Below are 17,232 nucleotides of genomic sequence, written 5' to 3'. Positions count from 1 at the left end.
TGTCGTCCCGCGCGGGGGCCTGCCGGAGAAGTGCGACCCGTCGGCGGGGGCACCGTCCGCCGGAGCCCGTTCGGCCGTAGGGTCGACCCATGATCACCCCGCGGATGCTCGCGGACGAGCTCGGCGTCACCGACCGGACCATCCGGCGGTGGCTGCACGCCATGGGGTGGCAGGTCACGCCGTACGCCTACTTCCGCCTCACGGAGGCGGAGGCCGAGAAGGTGCGGGCCTACGGGCGCGATCGCCTCGCGCGGCGCGCGAGGTACTGAGCGGTCGCCGTGCCCGCCGCGCCCGCCGTGCGACCAGCGGAGCGCGTCAGTCGGCGAGGAGCAGGACGACGGTCTCGGCGACGCAGGCGGGCTTGGTCTCGCCCTCGATCTCGACGGTGTACTTGATGACCAGCTGCTTGCCGGCGGGGATGTCGGTGACCTCACCGAAGGCGACGTGGCCGCGGACGCGCTTGCCGACCAGGAGCGGGTTGGGGAAGCGGACCTTGTTGACACCGTAGTTCAGCTTCGCGCCGGGGGTGTCGAGCTCGAAGACCTGGCTGCCGAGCCACGGCACGAGCGAGAGCGTGAGGTAGCCGTGGGCGATGGTGCCGCCGAAGGGGCCGGTCTTCGCGCGCTCGACGTCGACGTGGATCCACTGGTGGTCGCCGGTGGCCTCCGCGAACCGGTCCACCCGCTGCTGGTCGATCTCCACCCAGTCGGTCGAGCCGATGTCGGTCCCGGCCGCCTCGGCGACCTCCTCGAAGCTGGCGAACGTGCGCATGAAGGTGCTCCTTGCAGCGATGTTGTAGACGAGCAGCGGGATGCTTGGATGGTCCGCATGCAAGATAGTGCCCCCGCCCCGCTGACCAAGGAGCAGGTGCGCCGGGCACCGAAGGTCCTCCTGCACGACCACCTCGACGGCGGCCTGCGCCCGCAGACGATCGTCGAGCTCGCCGCCGAGAGCGGCCACGAGCTGCCCGTGAGCGGCGGCGCCGAGGAGCTCGGCCGCTGGTTCACCGAGTCGGCCGACTCCGGGTCGCTGGAGCGCTACCTCGAGACGTTCGACCACACCGTCGGCGTCATGCAGACCCCGGACGCGCTGACCCGCGTCGCCCGCGAGTGCGTGGAGGACCTGGCGGCGGACGGCGTGGTGTACGCCGAGGTCCGCTACGCCCCCGAGCAGCACGTCCGGGACGGGCTCAGCCTCGACGAGGTCGTCGCGGCGGTGCAGCGCGGCTTCGACGAGGGCTGCGCCGGCGCCGGCGACCGGATCGTCGTACGCCAGCTGCTCACCGCGATGCGGCACCAGGCCCGCTCGATGGAGATCGCCGAGCTCGCGGTCGCCTGGCGCGACCGCGGGGTCGCCGGCTTCGACATCGCCGGCGCGGAGGCGGGCTACCCGCCCACCCGCCACCTCGACGCGTTCGAGTACCTCCAGCGCGAGAACTCCCACTTCACCATCCACGCCGGCGAGGCGTTCGGGCTGCCGTCTATCTGGCAGGCCATCCAGTGGTGCGGCGCCGACCGGCTCGGCCACGGCGTGCGGATCATCGACGACATCACCGTCAGCGAGGACGGCCGCGTCGAGCTCGGCCGGCTCGCGGCGTACGTCCGCGACACGCGCATCCCGCTCGAGATGTGCCCGAAGTCCAACCTCCAGACCGGTGCCGCCGCCTCGATCGCCGAGCACCCCATCGGGTTGCTCAAGGAGCTGAAGTTCCGCGTCACCGTCAACACCGACAACCGACTGATGAGCGGGACCTCGATGACCGAGGAGATGTGGTCGCTCGTCGAGGCGTTCGGCTACGGCGCCCGCGACCTCGAGTGGTTCACCATCAACGCGATGAAGTCGGCGTTCCTGCCCTTCGACCAGCGGCTCGAGATCATCTCCGCCGTCATCAAGCCGGGGTACGCCGCGCTGGCCGCCGAGCTCGTCGGCTGACCGCTGTCGGGCAGGTGCCGGGCGGGTGCAGGGGTCACCGGTTAACCGGTGACCCCTGCACATACCGGGGCAGATCTGCCCCGGTATGTGCAGGACTGCCCCGATAAGTGCGCGGCGACGACGGAGCAGGAGCCGCGGCGCGACACTTTCGAGTCATGCTCCGCACCGCGGGGCGTCACGAGGGCCGAGCACACGGCCCACCCTTCGCACGACGTCCGCGGCGCGCGTCAGGAGCGGGCCGCGGCGACGACGAACCACGGCCGGTCCCAGCCGGCCACGCGGAGTCGGCCGCCCTCGAACGCCTTCCGGGTGACGGTCGCCAGGCCGCCGTGGGAGGGGTCGTAGAGGCGCAGGCGCTGCTCGTCGGCGTCGAGCACGAGCACCACGTGGCGCGGGAGCCACCGGTTGCCGACGTAGAGGGCCGAGGGGCCGGGTGCGTCCTGGAGCGTGGACCACCGGGCGCGGCGGACGCGGTGGCGCACGCCGGCGACGAGCGTGAGCTCGCGGGCCACCGCCCACGGCGGCGTGCCGATGGAGCGCGGCCAGGGCAGCTGCGCGCGGCCGTCGCGCGAGCGTGGGCCGGTCACCCGGCGGTGCAGGGCGAGCGCCTCGGCGGCGAAGGCGCGCCCGGCCGTCGCGGCGTACTCCTCGTCGGCGAGCATGTGCGCCGCCACCAGCACCGATGCCCCGCACGAGAGCCGGTCGGGCTGGCGCAGCGCCGCACCCCACGGGAGGGTCACGGCGCCGCGGTGAGCCGGCGGACGTCGGCGCAGGCCTCGTCCGGGGTCATCGGCACGCACCCCTTGGCGACGGCGTCGGCGACCACCTCGCGTTGGGCGCGCATGAGGGCGATGCCGCGGCGGACCAGCACCAGCGGGGGTTTGCGGTGCTCGCGCAGGTCGCGCTGGAGGCGCAGCCAGAATGTGCGGAGGGGCGAGCGGCGGATGCAGTACGCCGCGGCGAGCAGCCCCGCTTCGCGCGCCGGCCGGACGACGTCGGGGGCGAAGATGCCCTCGGCGACGAAGAACCGCGACCCCTCGAGGTCGAGGATCTGCCACCCACAGCGGCCGTCGTGCGCGATGTCGTAGACCGGCACCTCCGCGCGGCCCTCCTCGCACAGCACCCGCATCGCAGCGAGGGCGTCGTCGGGCAGCCAGGAGTCGGGGTGGTCCCAGTCGACCATGCCCGCGTTCGCGCCGTGCTCGATGCGGGGGAGCGTCGGGTCACCGCCGGACTTGTAGAAGTCGTCGAGGCGAAGCACCGGCAGCCCCATCCGCTCCGCCAGCCGGGACTTGCCCGACCCCGAGGGGCCGGCGAGGACGATCACCCGGGCGCGCACCGGGGCATTCTGCCGTGGACCGGTCCGATCTCCTCAGCCGGCGCCTCAGTCGACCTCGACCCGGTCCCCGACGACGTGGGCGCGGCCGCGCCGGAGCTTGAGCACCTTGGAGTACGCCGCCACGAACTGGCGGTAGCCCCGCGCCGGGCCGTGGTAGGTGAGGAAGCCCCGCGGGCCCTCCACCATCTTGCCGGTGCTGACGTCGTACTTGCTCTGGTGCCAGGGGCAGACCAGGCAGCCGTCGGCGTCGATGTGCCCCTTGCTGAGGTCGGCGAGCTGGTGCCGGCAGCGCCGCGAGACCGCGAACGGCTCGCCCGTCCGCTCGGTCGGGTCCTCGGTACTGGTGGTGCGGCGGAGGCCGACCACCCACTGCCCGACGAGACGGACCTTGCCGCCGGCGAGCTCGGCCAGGGGGACGCTGGGGCGCTTGTCGTCGCTCATGCCCCGCCGGTACCCACCCCCGCCGGCCGAGACGACTCAGCGCGGGTCGGGGTCAGTAGCCGGCGGAGCCGGAGGGCTGGTCGTCGGCGGAGGAGAGGAGCGCGCGGCTGCCGGAGACGCCGAGGCGGGTGGCGCCGGCGGCGATCATGGTGCGGGCCTGGTCGAGGGTGCGGACGCCGCCGGAGGCCTTGACCTGGAGGTCGGGGACCGTCTGCGCCATCAGCCGGACGGCGTGCTCGGAGGCGCCACCCGAGGGGTGGAAGCCGGTGGAGGTCTTCACGAAGTCCGCACCGGCCGCGGCGGCCGCCCGGCACACACCGACGATCTCGTCGTCGCTGAGCGCGGCGGACTCGATGATCACCTTCAGCACGGTGGGTGCGGGTGCCGCGGACCGGACGGCAGCGATGTCGGCCTCGACGGCGTCGTACCGGCCCTCCTTCGCCGCTCCGACGTCGATGACCATGTCGATCTCGTCGGCACCGAGGGCGACCGACTCGGCGGCCTCGGCAGCCTTCACTGCGGAGGTGTGCTTCCCGCTGGGGAAGCCGCAGACGACGGCGACCTTCAGGTCGCTGCCCTCCGGAACGGCGACGGGCAGCATCGAGGGGGAGACGCAGACGGAGTACGTCCCGAGCTCGACGGCCTCGGCCACCAGCGCCTCGACGTCGGCGTGGGTGGCCTCCGGCTTGAGCAGCGTGTGGTCGATGGCCCGGGCGACCTGGGTGATGGAGGGTTCGCTCACCGCCTCAGCATAGGCTCGACGTCGTGCCTGCCGGGACGGCGGGCGGAGCGGATCGAGGAGGAGCAACCGGTGGTCGACGCAGCACCCGACGAGGTCACCGAGCGCTACCGGCCCACCAACGGTCTGGCGATCGGCATCCTCACGCTGGTCGCAGCCGTCGGCACGCTGGTCCTCGGCATCGTCGACGACTTCCCCGCACCGGTGGTCGCCGGGGCGTTCCTCGTCGGCGTGCTCGCCTGGGCCGCGCTGCTCAAGCCGCGGGTCAAGGTCGCCGACCGGCGGCTCGTGCTGGTCAACATGCTCGAGACCGTCTCCATCCCGCTCGCCGCCGTCGAGGAGGTCGTCGTGCGGCAGGTGCTTGCCGTGCGGGTGGGGGAGAAGCGGTACGTCTCGCCCGCCATCGGCCACACCCTGCGCGCGACGCTCGCCTCGACCCGGCCGCCCAAGCGCGACCCCCGTCGCGGTGACGTCCTCGCGACGCCCCAGGCGCCGTCGTACCCCGACGTCGTCGAGAACCGGATCGACCAGCTCGTCACGGAGGATCGCAAGCGGCTCGGCGTCGGCCGCGGATCGCCGGAGGTCGCCGCGCTCGGCGCCGAGGTGCGGCGCACGCCGGCCTGGGTGGAGATCGGTCTTCTCGCCGTGGGGGTCGTCGCCCTCGTGGCGACGATCGTCGTCTGACCCGTCAGATGCCGGCGGCGGCCTTGATGTCGCTGCGGAGGGCGTCGAGTCGGCCGACCGCGTGGATGCGGGCGGCGTCGACGCCGTCCTCGGGGTCGACGGGCACGACCACCTCGAGGTAGCACTTCAGCTTCGGCTCGGTCCCGCTGGGACGTACGACGACGCGCGCACCACCCGCGAGGGAGTAGCGCAGTCCCTCGGTCGGGGGAAGGTCGGCCGAGCCGGTGGCGAGGTCGTCGACCCGCTCGACGGCGAGCCCGCCCAGCTCGGCCGGCGGGGTGGTGCGCAGCCGCTCCATCGCGGCGGCGATCTCGGCGAGGTCGGTGACCCGGACCGAGAGCTGGTCGGTCGCGTGGAGGCCGTGCTCGAGCGCGATGTCGTCGAGCAGGTCGACGAGGCCGCGGCCCTCGGCCTTCGCGCGGGCGGCGAGCTCGCAGAGCAGGAGCAGCGCGGAGACGCCGTCCTTGTCCTTCACGTGCTCGGGGTCGACGCAGTAGCCGAGCGCCTCCTCGTAACCGAAGGCGAGCCCGTCGACGCGGCCGATCCACTTGAAGCCGGTGAGCGTCTCGGCGTACGGCTGGCCGTGCGCCGCGGCCATCTTGCCCAGCAGCGAGGAGGAGACGATCGAGGTGGCGTAGGTGCCCTGCTTGCCGCTGGTCAGCAGCGCGTGGGCCAGCAGTGCGCCGACCTCGTCGCCGCGCAGCATCCGCCAGCCGTGCGGGCCGGGGACGGCCGCGGCGCAACGGTCGGCGTCGGGGTCGTTGGCGACGACGAGGTCGGCGCCGTGCTGCTCGGCGAGCGCCATCGCGAGGTCCATCGCCCCCGGCTCCTCGGGGTTGGGGAACGCGACGGTCGGGAAGTCCGGGTCGGGGTGCTCCTGCTCGGCGACGACCCGCGGCTCGGAGAAGCCGGCCGACTCCAGCACCTGCGCGACGGCGGTGCCGCCGACGCCGTGCAGCGGCGTGTAGACGATGTCGAGGTCGCGGGGGCCGTCGGCGGCGAGGCCGGCGATGGTGTCGAGGTACCGGTCGAGGATGCTCTCGTCCAGCACGGTGCCTCCGTTGCCGCGTGGCACGTCGGCGACCGGGCCGACCGCCGCGATCCGGGCGGCGATCTCCTCGTCGGCGGGCGGCACGATCTGGCTGCCGTCGCCGAGGTAGACCTTGTAGCCGTTGTCCTGCGGCGGGTTGTGGCTGGCGGTCACCATCACGCCCGCCGAGCAGCCGAGCTCGCGGATCGCGTAGGCGAGCAGCGGGGTCGGCAGCGGCCGCGGCAGCACGTGCGCAGCCAGGCCGGCGCCGGTCACGACCTCCGCGGTGTCGCGGGCGTAGACGTCGCTGTCGTGCCGGGCGTCGTACCCGATGACGACGGGGCCGGTGGCGCCGATGTCCTTGAGGTAGGCAACCAGGCCGGCCGCGGCGCGGGTGACGACGACCCGGTTCATCCGGTTCGGGCCGGCGCCGATCGCTCCGCGCAGGCCGGCCGTGCCGAACTCCAGCGTGCCGGCGAACCGGTCGGTCAGGTCGGCCGCCGCCGCGGCGTCGCCGGCCTCGACCCGGGCGACGACCTGCTCGAGCTCCTCGCGGGTGCGGGGGTCGGGGTCCTCGGCGATCCAGGTGCGGGCGGCGTCGAGCAGGGCGGGGTCGGTCGTCGTCACCGGGCCACCCTACGAGGGCCGTCGCCGGCTCCGGTCAGGCGTCGATGCTGGACATGTCGCCGTACCGCTCGCCCACGACGGCGTCGCGCGGGACGGCCTCGTCGAGCCGCCGCAGGTCGTCGGCGTCGAGGCTGAGCTCGAGCGCGCCGACGTTCTCCTCCAGGTAGCGCACCCGCTTGGTGCCCGGGATCGGCGCGACGTCGTCGCCCTGCGCCAGCACCCACGCGAGCGCGAGCTGGCCCGGGGTGGCGTCCTTCTCCTCCGCGATCTCGCGGACGCGATCGACCAGTCGGAGGTTGGCGCGCAGGCCCTCGCCGTTGAGGCGCGGGAAGTACGCCGAGCGGCGCGAGTCGTCCTCGGCCAGCGACGACTCGTCGGTGATGGCGCCGGTGAGGATCCCGCGGCCGAGCGGGGAGTACGGCACCAGGCCGATGCCCAGCTCGCGGATGGTCGGGAGGATCTCGTCCTCGAGGTCGCGGGTGAACAGGGAGTACTCCGTCTGCAGCGCCGTGATCGGGTGCACCGCGTGCGCGCGGCGGATCGTCGCGGCCGACGCCTCGGACAGGCCGAGGTGGCGCACCTTGCCGGCCTGCACCAGCTCGGCCATCGCGCCGACGGTCTCCTCGATCGGGACCGACCTGTCGACGCGGTGCTGGTAGTAGAGGTCGATGTGGTCGACGCCGAGCCGGGCGAGTGAGGCGTCGCAGGCGGACCGGACGTACTCCGGGCGGCCGTTGACGCCGACCCGGGTGCCGTCGGGCAGCCGCTCGTTGCCGAACTTCGTCGCCAGCTGCACCTCGTCGCGGTGGCCGTTGATCGCGGCGCCGACGAGCTGCTCGTTGGTGAAGGGGCCGTACATGTCGGCGGTGTCGAGGAACGTCACGCCGAGGTCCAGCGCCCGGTGGATCGTCTCGGTCGCGGTCCGCTCGTCGGCGGTGCCGTAGAACTCCGACATCCCCATGCAGCCCAGCCCGAGCGCCGAGACGGTCAGGGGCGAGGCGGTGCCGAGGGTGCGGTGCTGCGTCACGGGGGTGGTCATGGACTCCATCGAACGCCTGCCGTCCAAGCCGCGTCCAGGGCCGGTGGCGTCGGCGGGCTGCAGGAGTCACCGGTTGACCGGTGACTCCTGCACATATCGGGGCAGATCTCCCTCGGTATGTGCAGGACTGCCCCGAGATGTCCGCCGGGGGAGGCGCGCGGGCGGAGGGTCAGGCCGAGGGGCGGTCGAGGGCGGGGCGCTCGAAGGTGGCCGTGGCGTAGGGGCCGCCGACGTGCGCGGCGTCCCAGTCGTCCTCGGGGGAGGGCCGGATCCGGTCGGCCCAGGCCTCGGCGTCGTCCTCGGGCTCGTAGCCCAGGGCGCGGCCGGGCTCGAGGTCCCACCAGGCGCGGGTGTTGGCGGAGATGCCGTAGAGGACCGCGAACCCGGGGGCCGTAGCGGTGAGGCCGGCGTGGACCATCCGGACGCAGTCGTCGTGGGAGAGCCAGGTCGAGAGGTTGCGGACGGTCTCGGGCTCGGGGAGGAACGAGCCGATCCGGCAGGCGACGGCGTCGATGCCGTACCGGTCGACGTACAGGCTCAGCAGCGCCTCGGCCGCCACCTTGGACACGCCGTAGAACGTGTCCGGCCGCGGGCGGGCGTCGACGCCGACCAGGTCGCGGCGCGGCGTGCGGCCGACGGCGTGGTTGGAGGAGGCGTAGACCATGCGGCGCACGTCGTGGGCCACCATCGCGTCGAGCAGCGCGCCGGTGGTGACGACGTGGGAGGTCAGCGAGTCCGGCAGGTTGGCCTCGCCGGGGTGGCCGGCCAGGTGGACGACGGCGTCGAGCGACTGCTCGGCGAAGACCGCGTCGACGGCGTCGGGGTCGGTGCAGTCCAGGGCGTACCAGGGGCCGTCCTCGCCCGACGGTTGCGGCAGCCGGTCGAGGCCGACGACGTCGTGGCCGCGGTCGGTCAGGCCCAGGCAGACGACCCGGCCGATGCTGCCGGCGGCGCCGGTGACCAGGACCTTCATGCGCGGTCGCCCGCGCGGTCGGAGCGGAGGTCAGTCCTGCGGGACCACGCGGCGGTAGGCATCGATGCGTTCTCCGAGCTCGGTGAAGAGGGCCTGGTTCAGCCGGAACGCTACCTTCACCTCGTCGACGACCCGGGCGACCCCGGCGGCGTCGAGGCCGAGCTCGTCGAGGCGCGCGCGGTAGGCGTCCTTGTACGGCTTCGGCTTCGGGATCTCCGGGAACGCGTAGAACGCCGTGCCTGCCCCGTCGAGGTCGAACGCCCGGTCGAGCACCCGCCCGATCGCCTGGCCGCCGGAGAGGTCACCGAGGTAGCGCGTGTAGTGGTGGGCGACCAGGTCGCCGCCCCAGGCCGCGCCCTCGAGGCGCGAGACGTACGCCGCGGCGGCGGGCGACTCGTCGGCCGCCAGGTCGTGCGGTGCCCCGGGCGCCCAGTGGTCGAGGTCGGCGTCGATGGCGGCGAGCCGCTCGAGGGCCGGGTCGTGCACGGCGGCGACCAGCGGGTCGTCGGTGCGGGCGCGCAGAGCGGTCTCCATGGCGGCGTACACGCAGCGCAGGCGGCGCAGGTAGGCGGCGTACCCCTCCTCGGAGGTGCGCCCCTCGAGCAGCTCGGACATGAAGGTCGAGCCTTCGGCGTCCTCGTGCTCGGCACGGGAGCCCTCGCGCATGGCGGTCGACAGGGCGGGGGTGGGGCCGGCGTCGAGCACGGTCATGAGTCTCTCCTGCGGGGCGCGGGACGGCGCGACCGGGCGGTCACGACGGGACGCCCGTCATCGAAGCGGAGGTCTCGACATGCTGTCAAAATGTTCTCGACAGAATGTCGAATCGGTCCAGACCTTTGGTAAGGCTTGGCTTACTTAGGTGTACCTTACCAACCGTGCGCGTCCTGTCGACCCCCGTCCGAGTGCCGGTCCTCCCGCTGATCGCCGTCCTGTTGCCGGCGCTCCTGCTGGCGGGCTGCGGCGTCTCCACGGGCGAGCGCGCGGTCGGCGCGGACGGCACGAGCGACGTGCGGACCGCGCCGCCGCTGGCCGACGTCGAGCCGCTGGCCGACGTGCGGGACTGGGAGGGCGAGGCGGTCGTCGCGGCCGAGGACGAGGTCGACCCGGTCGCGGAGTCGCCGGTCCAGCAGCTGCCCGTGACGCTGACCGACGCGCAGGGCACGAAGGTCACCGTCGAGGACGCCAGCCGGGTCCTCGCCCTCGACGTCCACGGCACCCTGGCGCGCACCGTCGCCGAGCTCGGCCTCTCCGACGTGCTGGTCGGCCGTGACGTCTCGACGCAGGTCGAGGGGCTCGACGACCTGCCGCTGGTCACCCAGGACGGTCACGACCTCGTCGCCGAGGCGATCCTCGAGCTCGACCCCACGCTGCTCGTCACCGACACCTCGCTCGGGCCGTGGGACGTCGTGCTCCAGGTGCGCGATGCCGGTGTCCCGGTCGTCGTGCTCGAGCCCGAGCGCACCCTCGACAACGTCGGCAGCCTGGTCCGCGGCGTCGCCGAGGCGCTCGGCGTGCCGGAGGAGGGCGAGGCGCTCGCGCGGCGCACGCAGCAGGAGATCGACGACGTCACCGCGGAGATCGCCCGAGTCGCGCCGGCGGACGACGGGCGGCGGCTCCGCACGGTGTTCCTCTACGTCCGCGGGCAGAGCGGCGTCTAATACATGTTCGGCGAGGGCTCCGGCGCGGACTCGCTCATCGAGGCGATCGGGGGGTACGACGTCGCCGAGGAGATCGGCTGGAACGGCATGAAGCCGCTCACCGACGAGGGCCTCGTCTCCGCCCAGCCCGACCTGGTCCTGATGATGTCCGGCGGCCTCGAGTCCGCCGGCGGGGTCGACGGCCTGCTCGAGCGGCTCCCCGCGCTGGCCGAGACGCCCGCGGGCCGGCACCGCCGGTTCGTGGCGATGGACGACGCGGACATCCTCGGCTTCGGGCCGGCGACCGCGTCGGTGCTCGAGGCACTCGCGGTGGCGACGTACGCGCCGGGTGAGCTCTCGTGACCGCGGTCCTCCCCGCCACCGACCCCACACCGGGCACGGGCGGACGGAGCGGCGCGGACCGCCCGGCCCCGACGCGCAGCGGCGCCCGGGTGCTGGCCGGCCGCGTCGGCCTGCTCGGCGGGTTGGGGGTGGCGCTGCTCGTGGCGGCGGCGTTCGGCGCGGGCCACGGCCAGCTGGACGTGCCGCCCGGCGAGGTGGTCGGCTCGGTGCTGCACCGGCTCGGGCTCGACTGGGGACCGCTGCCCTCGCACCCGCAGGGGGAGAACACCCTGTGGCAGGTCCGCTTCCCGCGCGTCGCGATGGCCGCGCTCGCCGGCGCCGCGCTGGCGACCGCCGGCGCGCTCATGCAGGGCGTCTTCGGCAACCCGCTGGCCGAGCCCGGCGTGGTCGGCGTGTCCTCGGGCGCGGCCGTCGCCGCCGCCTCGGTGATCGTGCTCGACCTGACCTTCGCCGGCACCTGGACCGTCGCCTGCTGCGCCTTCCTCGGCGGCCTGGTGACCACCATCCTCGTCTACGTCCTCTCCCGCGACGGCGGCCGCACCGAGGTCGTCACACTCGTGCTCACCGGCATCGCGCTCAACGCGGTGACCAGCGCCGGCCTGGCGTTCCTGATGTTCCTCGGGGACACCCAGGCCCGCGAGGAGATCGTCTTCTGGCAGCTCGGCAGCCTCAACGGCTCGCGCTGGGAGCAGGTCGGCGTGGTCGCGCCGCTCGCGCTCGGCGGCATCCTCGTCGCGCTCCTGCTCGCCCCCCGGCTCGACCTGCTCGCGCTCGGTGACCGCGCCGCCCGCCACGTGGGCGTCGACGTCGAGCGGCTCCGGATGGGCACGATCGTCGTGGTGGCCGTGCTGACCGCGGCGGCAGTGTCGTTCTGCGGGATCATCGCGTTCGTCGGGCTGGTCGTGCCGCACCTGGTGCGCCTCGTCGCCGGCCCGGGCCACCGGCTGCTCGTCCCCGCCAGCGCCCTCGGCGGAGCCGTGCTGCTCGTGGTGGCCGACCTGTGGGCCCGCACCGCGATCGCGTACGCCGACCTGCCGATCGGCATGCTGACCTCGCTCGTGGGCGGGCCGTTCTTCTTCTGGCTGCTGCGCCGCGCCCGTCGTACGGCGGGGGGCTGGGCATGAGCGGGGCCGCGACCGCCATCAGCGCCCGCGGTGTCGGGGTCACCGTCGAGGGCCACCGCATCCTCGAGGGCGTCGACGTCGACGTCCACCCCGGCGAGCTGCTCGCCCTCGTCGGCCCCAACGGCGCCGGCAAGTCCACGCTGCTCGGCGTCCTCGCCGGCGACACCACCCCGAGCGCCGGCACCGTCGAGCTCGACGGCCGGCCGCTGCGCCGAGTGCCGACGCGCGAGCTCGCGCAGCTGCGGGCCGTGCAGCTGCAGAAGCAGGGCCTGGCGTTCGGGTTCCGCGTCGAGGACGTCGTCCGCATGGGCCGCTCGCCGTGGCACCGCACCCCGGCCGAGGACGACGACGACCGCGTGGTTGCCGAGTCGATGACCCGCGCCGACGTCACGACCCTCGCGGGGCGGTTGTTCCCGACCCTGTCCGGCGGCGAGCAGGCGCGCACGTCGTTCGCCCGGCTGCTCGCGCAGGCCGCACCGGTCCTCATGCTCAACGAGCCGACCGCGGCGCTCGACATCAAGCACCAGGAGGCGCTCCTCGACGTGCTGCGTCGCACCGTCCGCGCCGGCTCCGCGGCCGTCGTCGTGCTGCACGACCTCTCGCTCGCCGCGGCGTACGCCGACCGCGTCTGCGTCCTCGCCGACGGCCGCGTCCGCGCCGACGGCTCGCCCGCCGAGGTGCTGACCGGCCCGCTGCTGACCGAGGTCTACGGCCACCCCGTCGACGTCGTCGAGCACGCCGGCCACCTCGTTGTCGTCCCCGTCCGCTCCCACGCGCCCGCCGCGTCCCCCACGCTCCAGGAGGTCCCGTGACCCGGCTGCTCGCCGCGCTGGTCCTGGCCGTCACCGGCCTCGTCCTCGTGCCCGCTGCGCCCGCCAGTGCCGCGGCGCGGGTGACCGTCGCCAACCCCGACGGGGACGCGGTCGTCGACCCGACGTACGCCACGACGCTCACCGTCCGCGGCACCGGCTTCCAGACGGTCAAGGGCGGCCACGGCGGCGTCTACGTCTTCTTCGGCGCCGTGAAGGGGACCTGGCAACCCAGCCGCGGCGGCGCGACGGGACAGGACTACTGGTACGTCCCCGACAGCGAGGCCAGGGACAACCAGGGCTTCCAGAGGTACGTCGCGTTCCCCGGCTCCGACACCGCCGGCTCCGCCAACGGCGGGGTGATGTCCGCGAACGGGAGCTGGTCGACCTCGGTCGTCGTCCCGGGCGCGACGTTCCGCGCCTACGACCGCTCCTCCTCGGTGCGCACCGTCGACTGTCGCGAGCTCACCTGCGGCGTCATCACGATCGGCGCGCACGGCGTCAAGAACGGCCGCAACGAGACCTTCACCCCGGTGCGTGTCGCCTCGCTCCGGCAGGCCACCCCGACCGCGGCGCCGACGGCCGGGTCGACCACGGACCCGGCCACCCTGCCGGCGGCGGTGCCGACGAGCGCTCCGCTGCCGACGGTGGCGGCGGCGCCCGGGTCGCCGACGGGCGGGGCCGCGCCCGCCGGGGGCGAGGTGCCCGTGGCCGGCCAGGCCGCGCCCGGGGTGGCCACGCTCGAGGTCGACCGGGCCTCCGCGGTCGCCGGGAACGTCCTCGCCTTCACCGCCACCGGCCTGCCGGCGGGCCGGCAGGTCACGGTCGTCCTCGACGACGGCGCTGCCGGGGCCGGCCCGTTTCTGGTGGGTGCGGACGGCGGCACGGCCGGCGTGCTGACCCTGCCCGAGGACGCGGCGGCCGGCACGCACGAGCTGCGCGTGCACGGCGTGGACGACCCCCCGTCGGTCTCCTTCGCCGTCGTCGGTGCCGAGCCCGCGCCGGCCGCCGCCGCGAGCGGGGACCGCAGCGAGCGCGCCGGCCTGCTGTTCGCCGGCGCCGCCGGCCTGGTGCTGCTGGTGGCCGTCGGCAGGGCGGCGTACCCCCTCCTCCGCGCGTGGCGGGTGCGTCGTGCGGCCTGAGCGCGCGGCCGGACGCCGGCACGGGCTCGCCGCGGCGCTGGCCTCCACGGCCGCCGTCGCGCTGCTCGGTGGCACGGTCGGGGGCCTGCTCGGCGCCGCGCCGGCGGTCGCCGAGAAGATCGGCGAGCCACCGACCCGCGTCGCGCTCGAGGGCGCGGTGCTGCGGTGGGGGATCAACCACGAGTCGAGCAACCGCGCCCACGCGCCCGACACCTTCAACTACCTCTCCGCGGGCCGGGTCGCCGACCCCGGCCGCGGCGGCACGGCCCTGCCCCGGTCGGCGTGGAAGCAGCGGGCCGGCGCGGTCCGCGTCCAGAAGTGGGACGGTCGCCGCTGGCGCGCGGCCACCTGGGCGGGACTGCGCACCGACGCCTCCGGCGCGCCGCTGGGCTCCCCGGCCAGCGGGTCGACGAGTGGGCTGCGGTTCACGATCGGCGAGGGCGAGGGGTACGTCGACCCGGCCGCCGGCACCGCCCGCGTCGCGTGGGACGGCGACGTCACGGTCGTCTACTACTCCGGCATGTCGATGTTCCACCTCAGCGACCCGGAGCTCGAGGTGGCCGACGGGCGGGGCACCCTCACGGCGACCGTGAGCGGCTACGCCTCCTCGGTCGACGACCCCGGCTCCTGGGCGCCGGTGCCGGAGGAGACGGTCACGCTGGCCGACCTGCCCGACGTCGACCTGGGCGAGCCCGGTGCCGCCGGCCTCACCGCCGACCCGGCGTACCGCGGCGTCATCGTCGACGGCCTCGGCCAGACCTCCGGGGACGCGTGGTCGGGGTCGTTCCCGTCGAGCTTCGTCGCCTACATGGAGCGGCTCGGGACCGCCGCGTTCTGGTTCTCCAGCGGCTCCTCGACCGACCCGTTCAAGGTGCCCTCGCCGCTGTCGGTGTCGTACGCCGCCGCCGGCTCCGACCCGGGGCCGACCCCGACCGCGCCGCCCACGCAGCCGGTCATCACCAACCCGACCATCGCCCCGCCGCCGACCCCGACAGCCACGCCTCCGGCGACGACCCCGGCCACGGCGCCGGTGGCCGCTCCGGCCCCCGTCGTCCCGCCGGTGACCGCGCCTGCTGCGGCGCCGGTGCTGCCCGCGGTGCCGGAGGCCGGCGACGTGGCCGCCGTCGTACCTCCCGCCACCGCGGTCGCCCTCCCCGCCAGCACCCACCTCGTCGCCACGACGGCCGCGGGTGCGACGACCGACGCCCGCCCCGCCACGTGGCCCTGGTGGCTCGGCGGCGCCTGCCTCCTCACGACGGCCTCCCTGCTGCTCCTCCCCGCACCCCGACGCTCCCGCGTCGCCTGAGAAAGGAAGAACCATGATCTGCCCTCCCCGCCTGGTCGCCTCGGCGGCCGCGACGGCGCTGGCCGCGTCCGGCCTCGCGCTCGTCGCCGCCGCACCGGCGTCCGCCGCGACCGCGCCCTCCTTCACCTGGGGCATCTCCCAGCAGTTCGAGGACCACCTCTCGAGCCAGGTCCTGGCCGACGGGGCGCAGGAGCCCGAGGACGGCGTGTTCGTCTTCCCGAACGGGACCGGTTCCTACGACACCGCGACCGGCGCCGCGTCCCTGACCTACGACGGCTCGGTCCAGGGGACCTTCACGATCCCCGTGGTCGGCACCGAGGTCTACTCGGTGACCTTCGCCGACCCGGCCGTCACGGTGGAGCCCGACGGCGACGGGACGCTCACCGTGCTGGTCTCGGCGAAGGTCAACGGCGGAATGGGCCAGCCCGCGGCCGACGTCGCGCCGAAGCGGGTCACGGTCAGCACCTTCGACGCCCCGGACTGGACGGTCGCCGACGGCCTGGCCTCGCTCACCGCCACCCCGGACTGGGCCGGCGTGCTCGAGCCCGGCAGCGCCGAGGCGACCGCCCTGGCGATGAAGGACGGCCAGCCCGTCGACGGCAAGTCGTGGGCGACCGACCTCCTCGGTCACCTGCCCGCCGGCCTGCGGCCACACTTCCACGCCTCGGGCGCGAACGCCGACGCCAAGAAGGCGCCGGCGACGTTCACCGCGCAGGCCCGTGAAGCCGCTGCGGCCAGCCCGCAGGTGAGCTACGAGACCACCGCCGCCTCGGCGGAGAACGGGCTCACGCTCGCCGTCTCCGGCACCGGTTTCAACGGCACCACCAACCCCGGCGACAACGGCGTCTACGTGGGTCTGGCCCCCGCCGGCGGCATGCCCGAGACCGACGACATCGGCGACCAGTCGAAGTTCGCGGCCGCCACCTGGGTCCCGGCCGCGCAGATCAGCGGCGGCGCCTTCACCACCTCGCTGACCGCGGCCACCGCCACGCTGCAGCGCGGCACGGCGTACGCGCTCTACACCTGGCAGGCGCACACCCACTCGAACACCACCCAGGACACCGAGACCCCCGTCTCGATCGACTGGTCGCGGCTCGCGCCGGCCAAGACCAAGCCCGCCGCCACCCTCAAGGTGCTCACGAAGCCCACGCCCGCCAAGGCCGGCAGGCTGAAGGTCGCCCTCAGGGGGAGCAACGGCGCCGTGGCCGGGAAGGTCAAGGTCCAGGTGAAGAAGGCCGGCAAGGTCGTCAAGACCCGCTCCGCGACGCTCGCGAAGGGCAAGGCCACGCTCGCGCTGCCGAAGCTGGCGACCGGCCGCTACCAGCTCAAGGTCGTGTACGCCGGCTCCGCGGCGTACCAGCGCGTGGTGAGGACCATGGGGCTCCGCGTCACCCGCTGACGCGTCCCCACGCGGCCTCGTGCTGCCCGGCGTGCGCTCCGCCGCACGCTGGGAGGCACGAGCCGGATCTCATGGGCCCGCGGCACCGACCGCACGCAGCACGAACGTCTCGATCGTGCGCGCCGGGAGGTGTCGCGGGCTCAGGCACGCGTGGACCAGTGGCAGCGTCGTCTCGACGTCCTCGACGAGCATCCGCCCCGAGGCGTGGCCGTCGAGCAGGATCGAGCGCAGCACGTCCTCGACCGCCACGACGTGCGAGCGGATCTCGCGGCGCGCCTCGTCGCTCAGCATCGCGAACAGCCGAGGACCCAGGCCGAGGTGGAACTCCTCGTCCGCGGCGAGGTGGTGCCGCACGTAGGTGCGCAGTCGCTCGACCGGGTCGTCGGTCGCGCCGAGGACCTCGGTCAGCCGGGCGACGTACCGCTCGGTCTCGTCGCTGGCGAAGGCCACCACGACCGCCGCCTTGTCCGGGAAGTGGTGGTAGATCGTCGTGCGGCCGAGGCCGGCGCGCTCCGCGATCGCGGCCATGGTGACGGCGTCGTACGAGCGCTCGCCCATCAGCTCGGCGAAGGCGTCGAAGACCCGTCGTCGCAGGTCGGCGCGGTGCTCCTGCAGCGAGCCGGCGCTGATGCGGGGCACGCGGGCAAC

18 protein-coding genes and 1 pseudogene are annotated in these 17,232 nt (G+C 74.5%); 9 read left to right on the top strand and 10 right to left on the bottom strand.

The annotated features are described in order from the left end of the window. The first annotated feature begins 89 nt into the window (after window positions 1-89). Entirely contained in the window at window positions 90-269 is a 180-nt protein-coding gene (locus H7344_RS11970; protein WP_186346259.1) for a MerR family transcriptional regulator, read from the top strand. A 46-nt stretch (window positions 270-315) separates the two neighbouring features. Here the strand turns inward: H7344_RS11970 and H7344_RS11965 are convergent, their stop codons facing one another. Then, on the bottom strand, window positions 316-771 hold the full coding sequence (locus H7344_RS11965) for a MaoC family dehydratase (RefSeq protein ID WP_186346258.1): 456 nt from the start codon (window positions 769-771) through the stop codon (window positions 316-318). A 57-nt stretch (window positions 772-828) separates the two neighbouring features. Here H7344_RS11965 and H7344_RS11960 point away from each other — a divergent pair, with 57 nt between their 5' ends. Next, complete coding sequence (locus H7344_RS11960) at window positions 829-1,932, top strand: adenosine deaminase (RefSeq protein WP_186346257.1); 1,104 nt, start codon at window positions 829-831, stop codon at window positions 1,930-1,932. 227 nt (window positions 1,933-2,159) lie between these two features. On the opposite strand, the gene H7344_RS11955 is transcribed toward H7344_RS11960, so the two are convergent. The 4 genes from H7344_RS11955 to deoC are packed head-to-tail and all read right to left on the bottom strand — an operon-like array spanning window position 2,160 to window position 4,454. Next, window positions 2,160-2,672 (bottom strand): cysteine peptidase family C39 domain-containing protein, encoded by a 513-nt coding sequence (locus H7344_RS11955; protein ID WP_186346256.1) that lies wholly within the window; start codon window positions 2,670-2,672, stop codon window positions 2,160-2,162. Further along, entirely contained in the window at window positions 2,669-3,271 is a 603-nt protein-coding gene (locus tag H7344_RS11950; protein WP_186346255.1) for an ATP-binding protein, read from the bottom strand. The genes H7344_RS11955 and H7344_RS11950 overlap by 4 nt, the downstream gene beginning before the upstream one ends. A gap of 45 nt (window positions 3,272-3,316) precedes the next feature. After that, window positions 3,317-3,712 (bottom strand): Rieske (2Fe-2S) protein, encoded by a 396-nt coding sequence (locus H7344_RS11945; RefSeq protein ID WP_186346254.1) that lies wholly within the window; start codon window positions 3,710-3,712, stop codon window positions 3,317-3,319. A 52-nt stretch (window positions 3,713-3,764) separates the two neighbouring features. After that, complete coding sequence (gene deoC, locus H7344_RS11940) at window positions 3,765-4,454, bottom strand: deoxyribose-phosphate aldolase (protein WP_229707094.1); 690 nt, start codon at window positions 4,452-4,454, stop codon at window positions 3,765-3,767. 69 nt (window positions 4,455-4,523) lie between these two features. Between deoC and H7344_RS11935 the strand changes: the two genes are divergently transcribed. Continuing rightward, entirely contained in the window at window positions 4,524-5,135 is a 612-nt protein-coding gene (locus H7344_RS11935) for a hypothetical protein (protein WP_186346253.1), read from the top strand. A gap of 4 nt (window positions 5,136-5,139) precedes the next feature. Here the strand turns inward: H7344_RS11935 and H7344_RS11930 are convergent, their stop codons facing one another. The 4 genes from H7344_RS11930 to H7344_RS11915 all read right to left on the bottom strand — a co-directional run bounded on the left by H7344_RS11930 (window position 5,140) and on the right by H7344_RS11915 (window position 9,515). Next, on the bottom strand, window positions 5,140-6,792 hold the full coding sequence (locus tag H7344_RS11930; protein ID WP_186346252.1) for a phospho-sugar mutase: 1,653 nt from the start codon (window positions 6,790-6,792) through the stop codon (window positions 5,140-5,142). A 34-nt stretch (window positions 6,793-6,826) separates the two neighbouring features. Then, the gene (locus H7344_RS11925; RefSeq protein ID WP_188834886.1) at window positions 6,827-7,831 is read right to left on the bottom strand and encodes an aldo/keto reductase; all 1,005 of its coding nucleotides are present in this window, start codon (window positions 7,829-7,831) and stop codon (window positions 6,827-6,829) included. Between the two features lie 169 nt (window positions 7,832-8,000). After that, window positions 8,001-8,804 (bottom strand): NAD-dependent epimerase/dehydratase family protein, encoded by an 804-nt coding sequence (locus tag H7344_RS11920; RefSeq protein ID WP_186346250.1) that lies wholly within the window; start codon window positions 8,802-8,804, stop codon window positions 8,001-8,003. Between the two features lie 30 nt (window positions 8,805-8,834). Next, window positions 8,835-9,515 carry a biliverdin-producing heme oxygenase gene (locus tag H7344_RS11915; protein WP_186346249.1) on the bottom strand — a complete coding sequence of 227 codons (681 nt, stop codon included), beginning with the start codon at window positions 9,513-9,515 and terminating at the stop codon, window positions 8,835-8,837. 104 nt (window positions 9,516-9,619) lie between these two features. Between H7344_RS11915 and H7344_RS11910 the strand changes: the two are divergent. From H7344_RS11910 to H7344_RS11885, 6 genes and pseudogenes are all read left to right on the top strand, one after another. Further along, a pseudogene (locus H7344_RS11910) lies at window positions 9,620-10,804 on the top strand (heme/hemin ABC transporter substrate-binding protein). Further along, on the top strand, window positions 10,801-11,928 hold the full coding sequence (locus H7344_RS11905; RefSeq protein WP_186346248.1) for a FecCD family ABC transporter permease: 1,128 nt from the start codon (window positions 10,801-10,803) through the stop codon (window positions 11,926-11,928). Before H7344_RS11910 ends, H7344_RS11905 begins: the two are co-directional and overlap by 4 nt. Beyond that, entirely contained in the window at window positions 11,925-12,740 is an 816-nt protein-coding gene (locus H7344_RS11900) for a heme ABC transporter ATP-binding protein (RefSeq protein ID WP_186346247.1), read from the top strand. Before H7344_RS11905 ends, H7344_RS11900 begins: the two co-directional genes overlap by 4 nt. Beyond that, the gene (locus H7344_RS11895) at window positions 12,737-13,879 is read left to right on the top strand and encodes a hypothetical protein (protein ID WP_186346246.1); all 1,143 of its coding nucleotides are present in this window, start codon (window positions 12,737-12,739) and stop codon (window positions 13,877-13,879) included. Before H7344_RS11900 ends, H7344_RS11895 begins: the two co-directional genes overlap by 4 nt. After that, entirely contained in the window at window positions 13,869-15,185 is a 1,317-nt protein-coding gene (locus tag H7344_RS11890) for an HtaA domain-containing protein (RefSeq protein WP_186346245.1), read from the top strand. Before H7344_RS11895 ends, H7344_RS11890 begins: the two co-directional genes overlap by 11 nt. 13 nt (window positions 15,186-15,198) lie before the next feature. Next, window positions 15,199-16,584 carry an HtaA domain-containing protein gene (locus H7344_RS11885; protein WP_186346244.1) on the top strand — a complete coding sequence of 462 codons (1,386 nt, stop codon included), beginning with the start codon at window positions 15,199-15,201 and terminating at the stop codon, window positions 16,582-16,584. 69 nt (window positions 16,585-16,653) lie between these two features. Here the strand turns inward: H7344_RS11885 and H7344_RS11880 are convergent, their stop codons facing one another. Next, the gene (locus H7344_RS11880) at window positions 16,654-17,223 is read right to left on the bottom strand and encodes a TetR/AcrR family transcriptional regulator (RefSeq protein WP_186346243.1); all 570 of its coding nucleotides are present in this window, start codon (window positions 17,221-17,223) and stop codon (window positions 16,654-16,656) included. Window positions 17,224-17,232: the final 9 nt, after the last annotated feature.

Origin of the sequence: Nocardioides deserti (assembly GCF_014266025.1) — a bacterium.
In the GTDB taxonomy this organism is placed as follows: domain Bacteria; phylum Actinomycetota; class Actinomycetes; order Propionibacteriales; family Nocardioidaceae; genus Nocardioides; species Nocardioides deserti.
The sequence above is the reverse complement of the archived record's forward strand: the minus strand, read 5'-3'. Positions and strand labels throughout refer to the sequence as shown.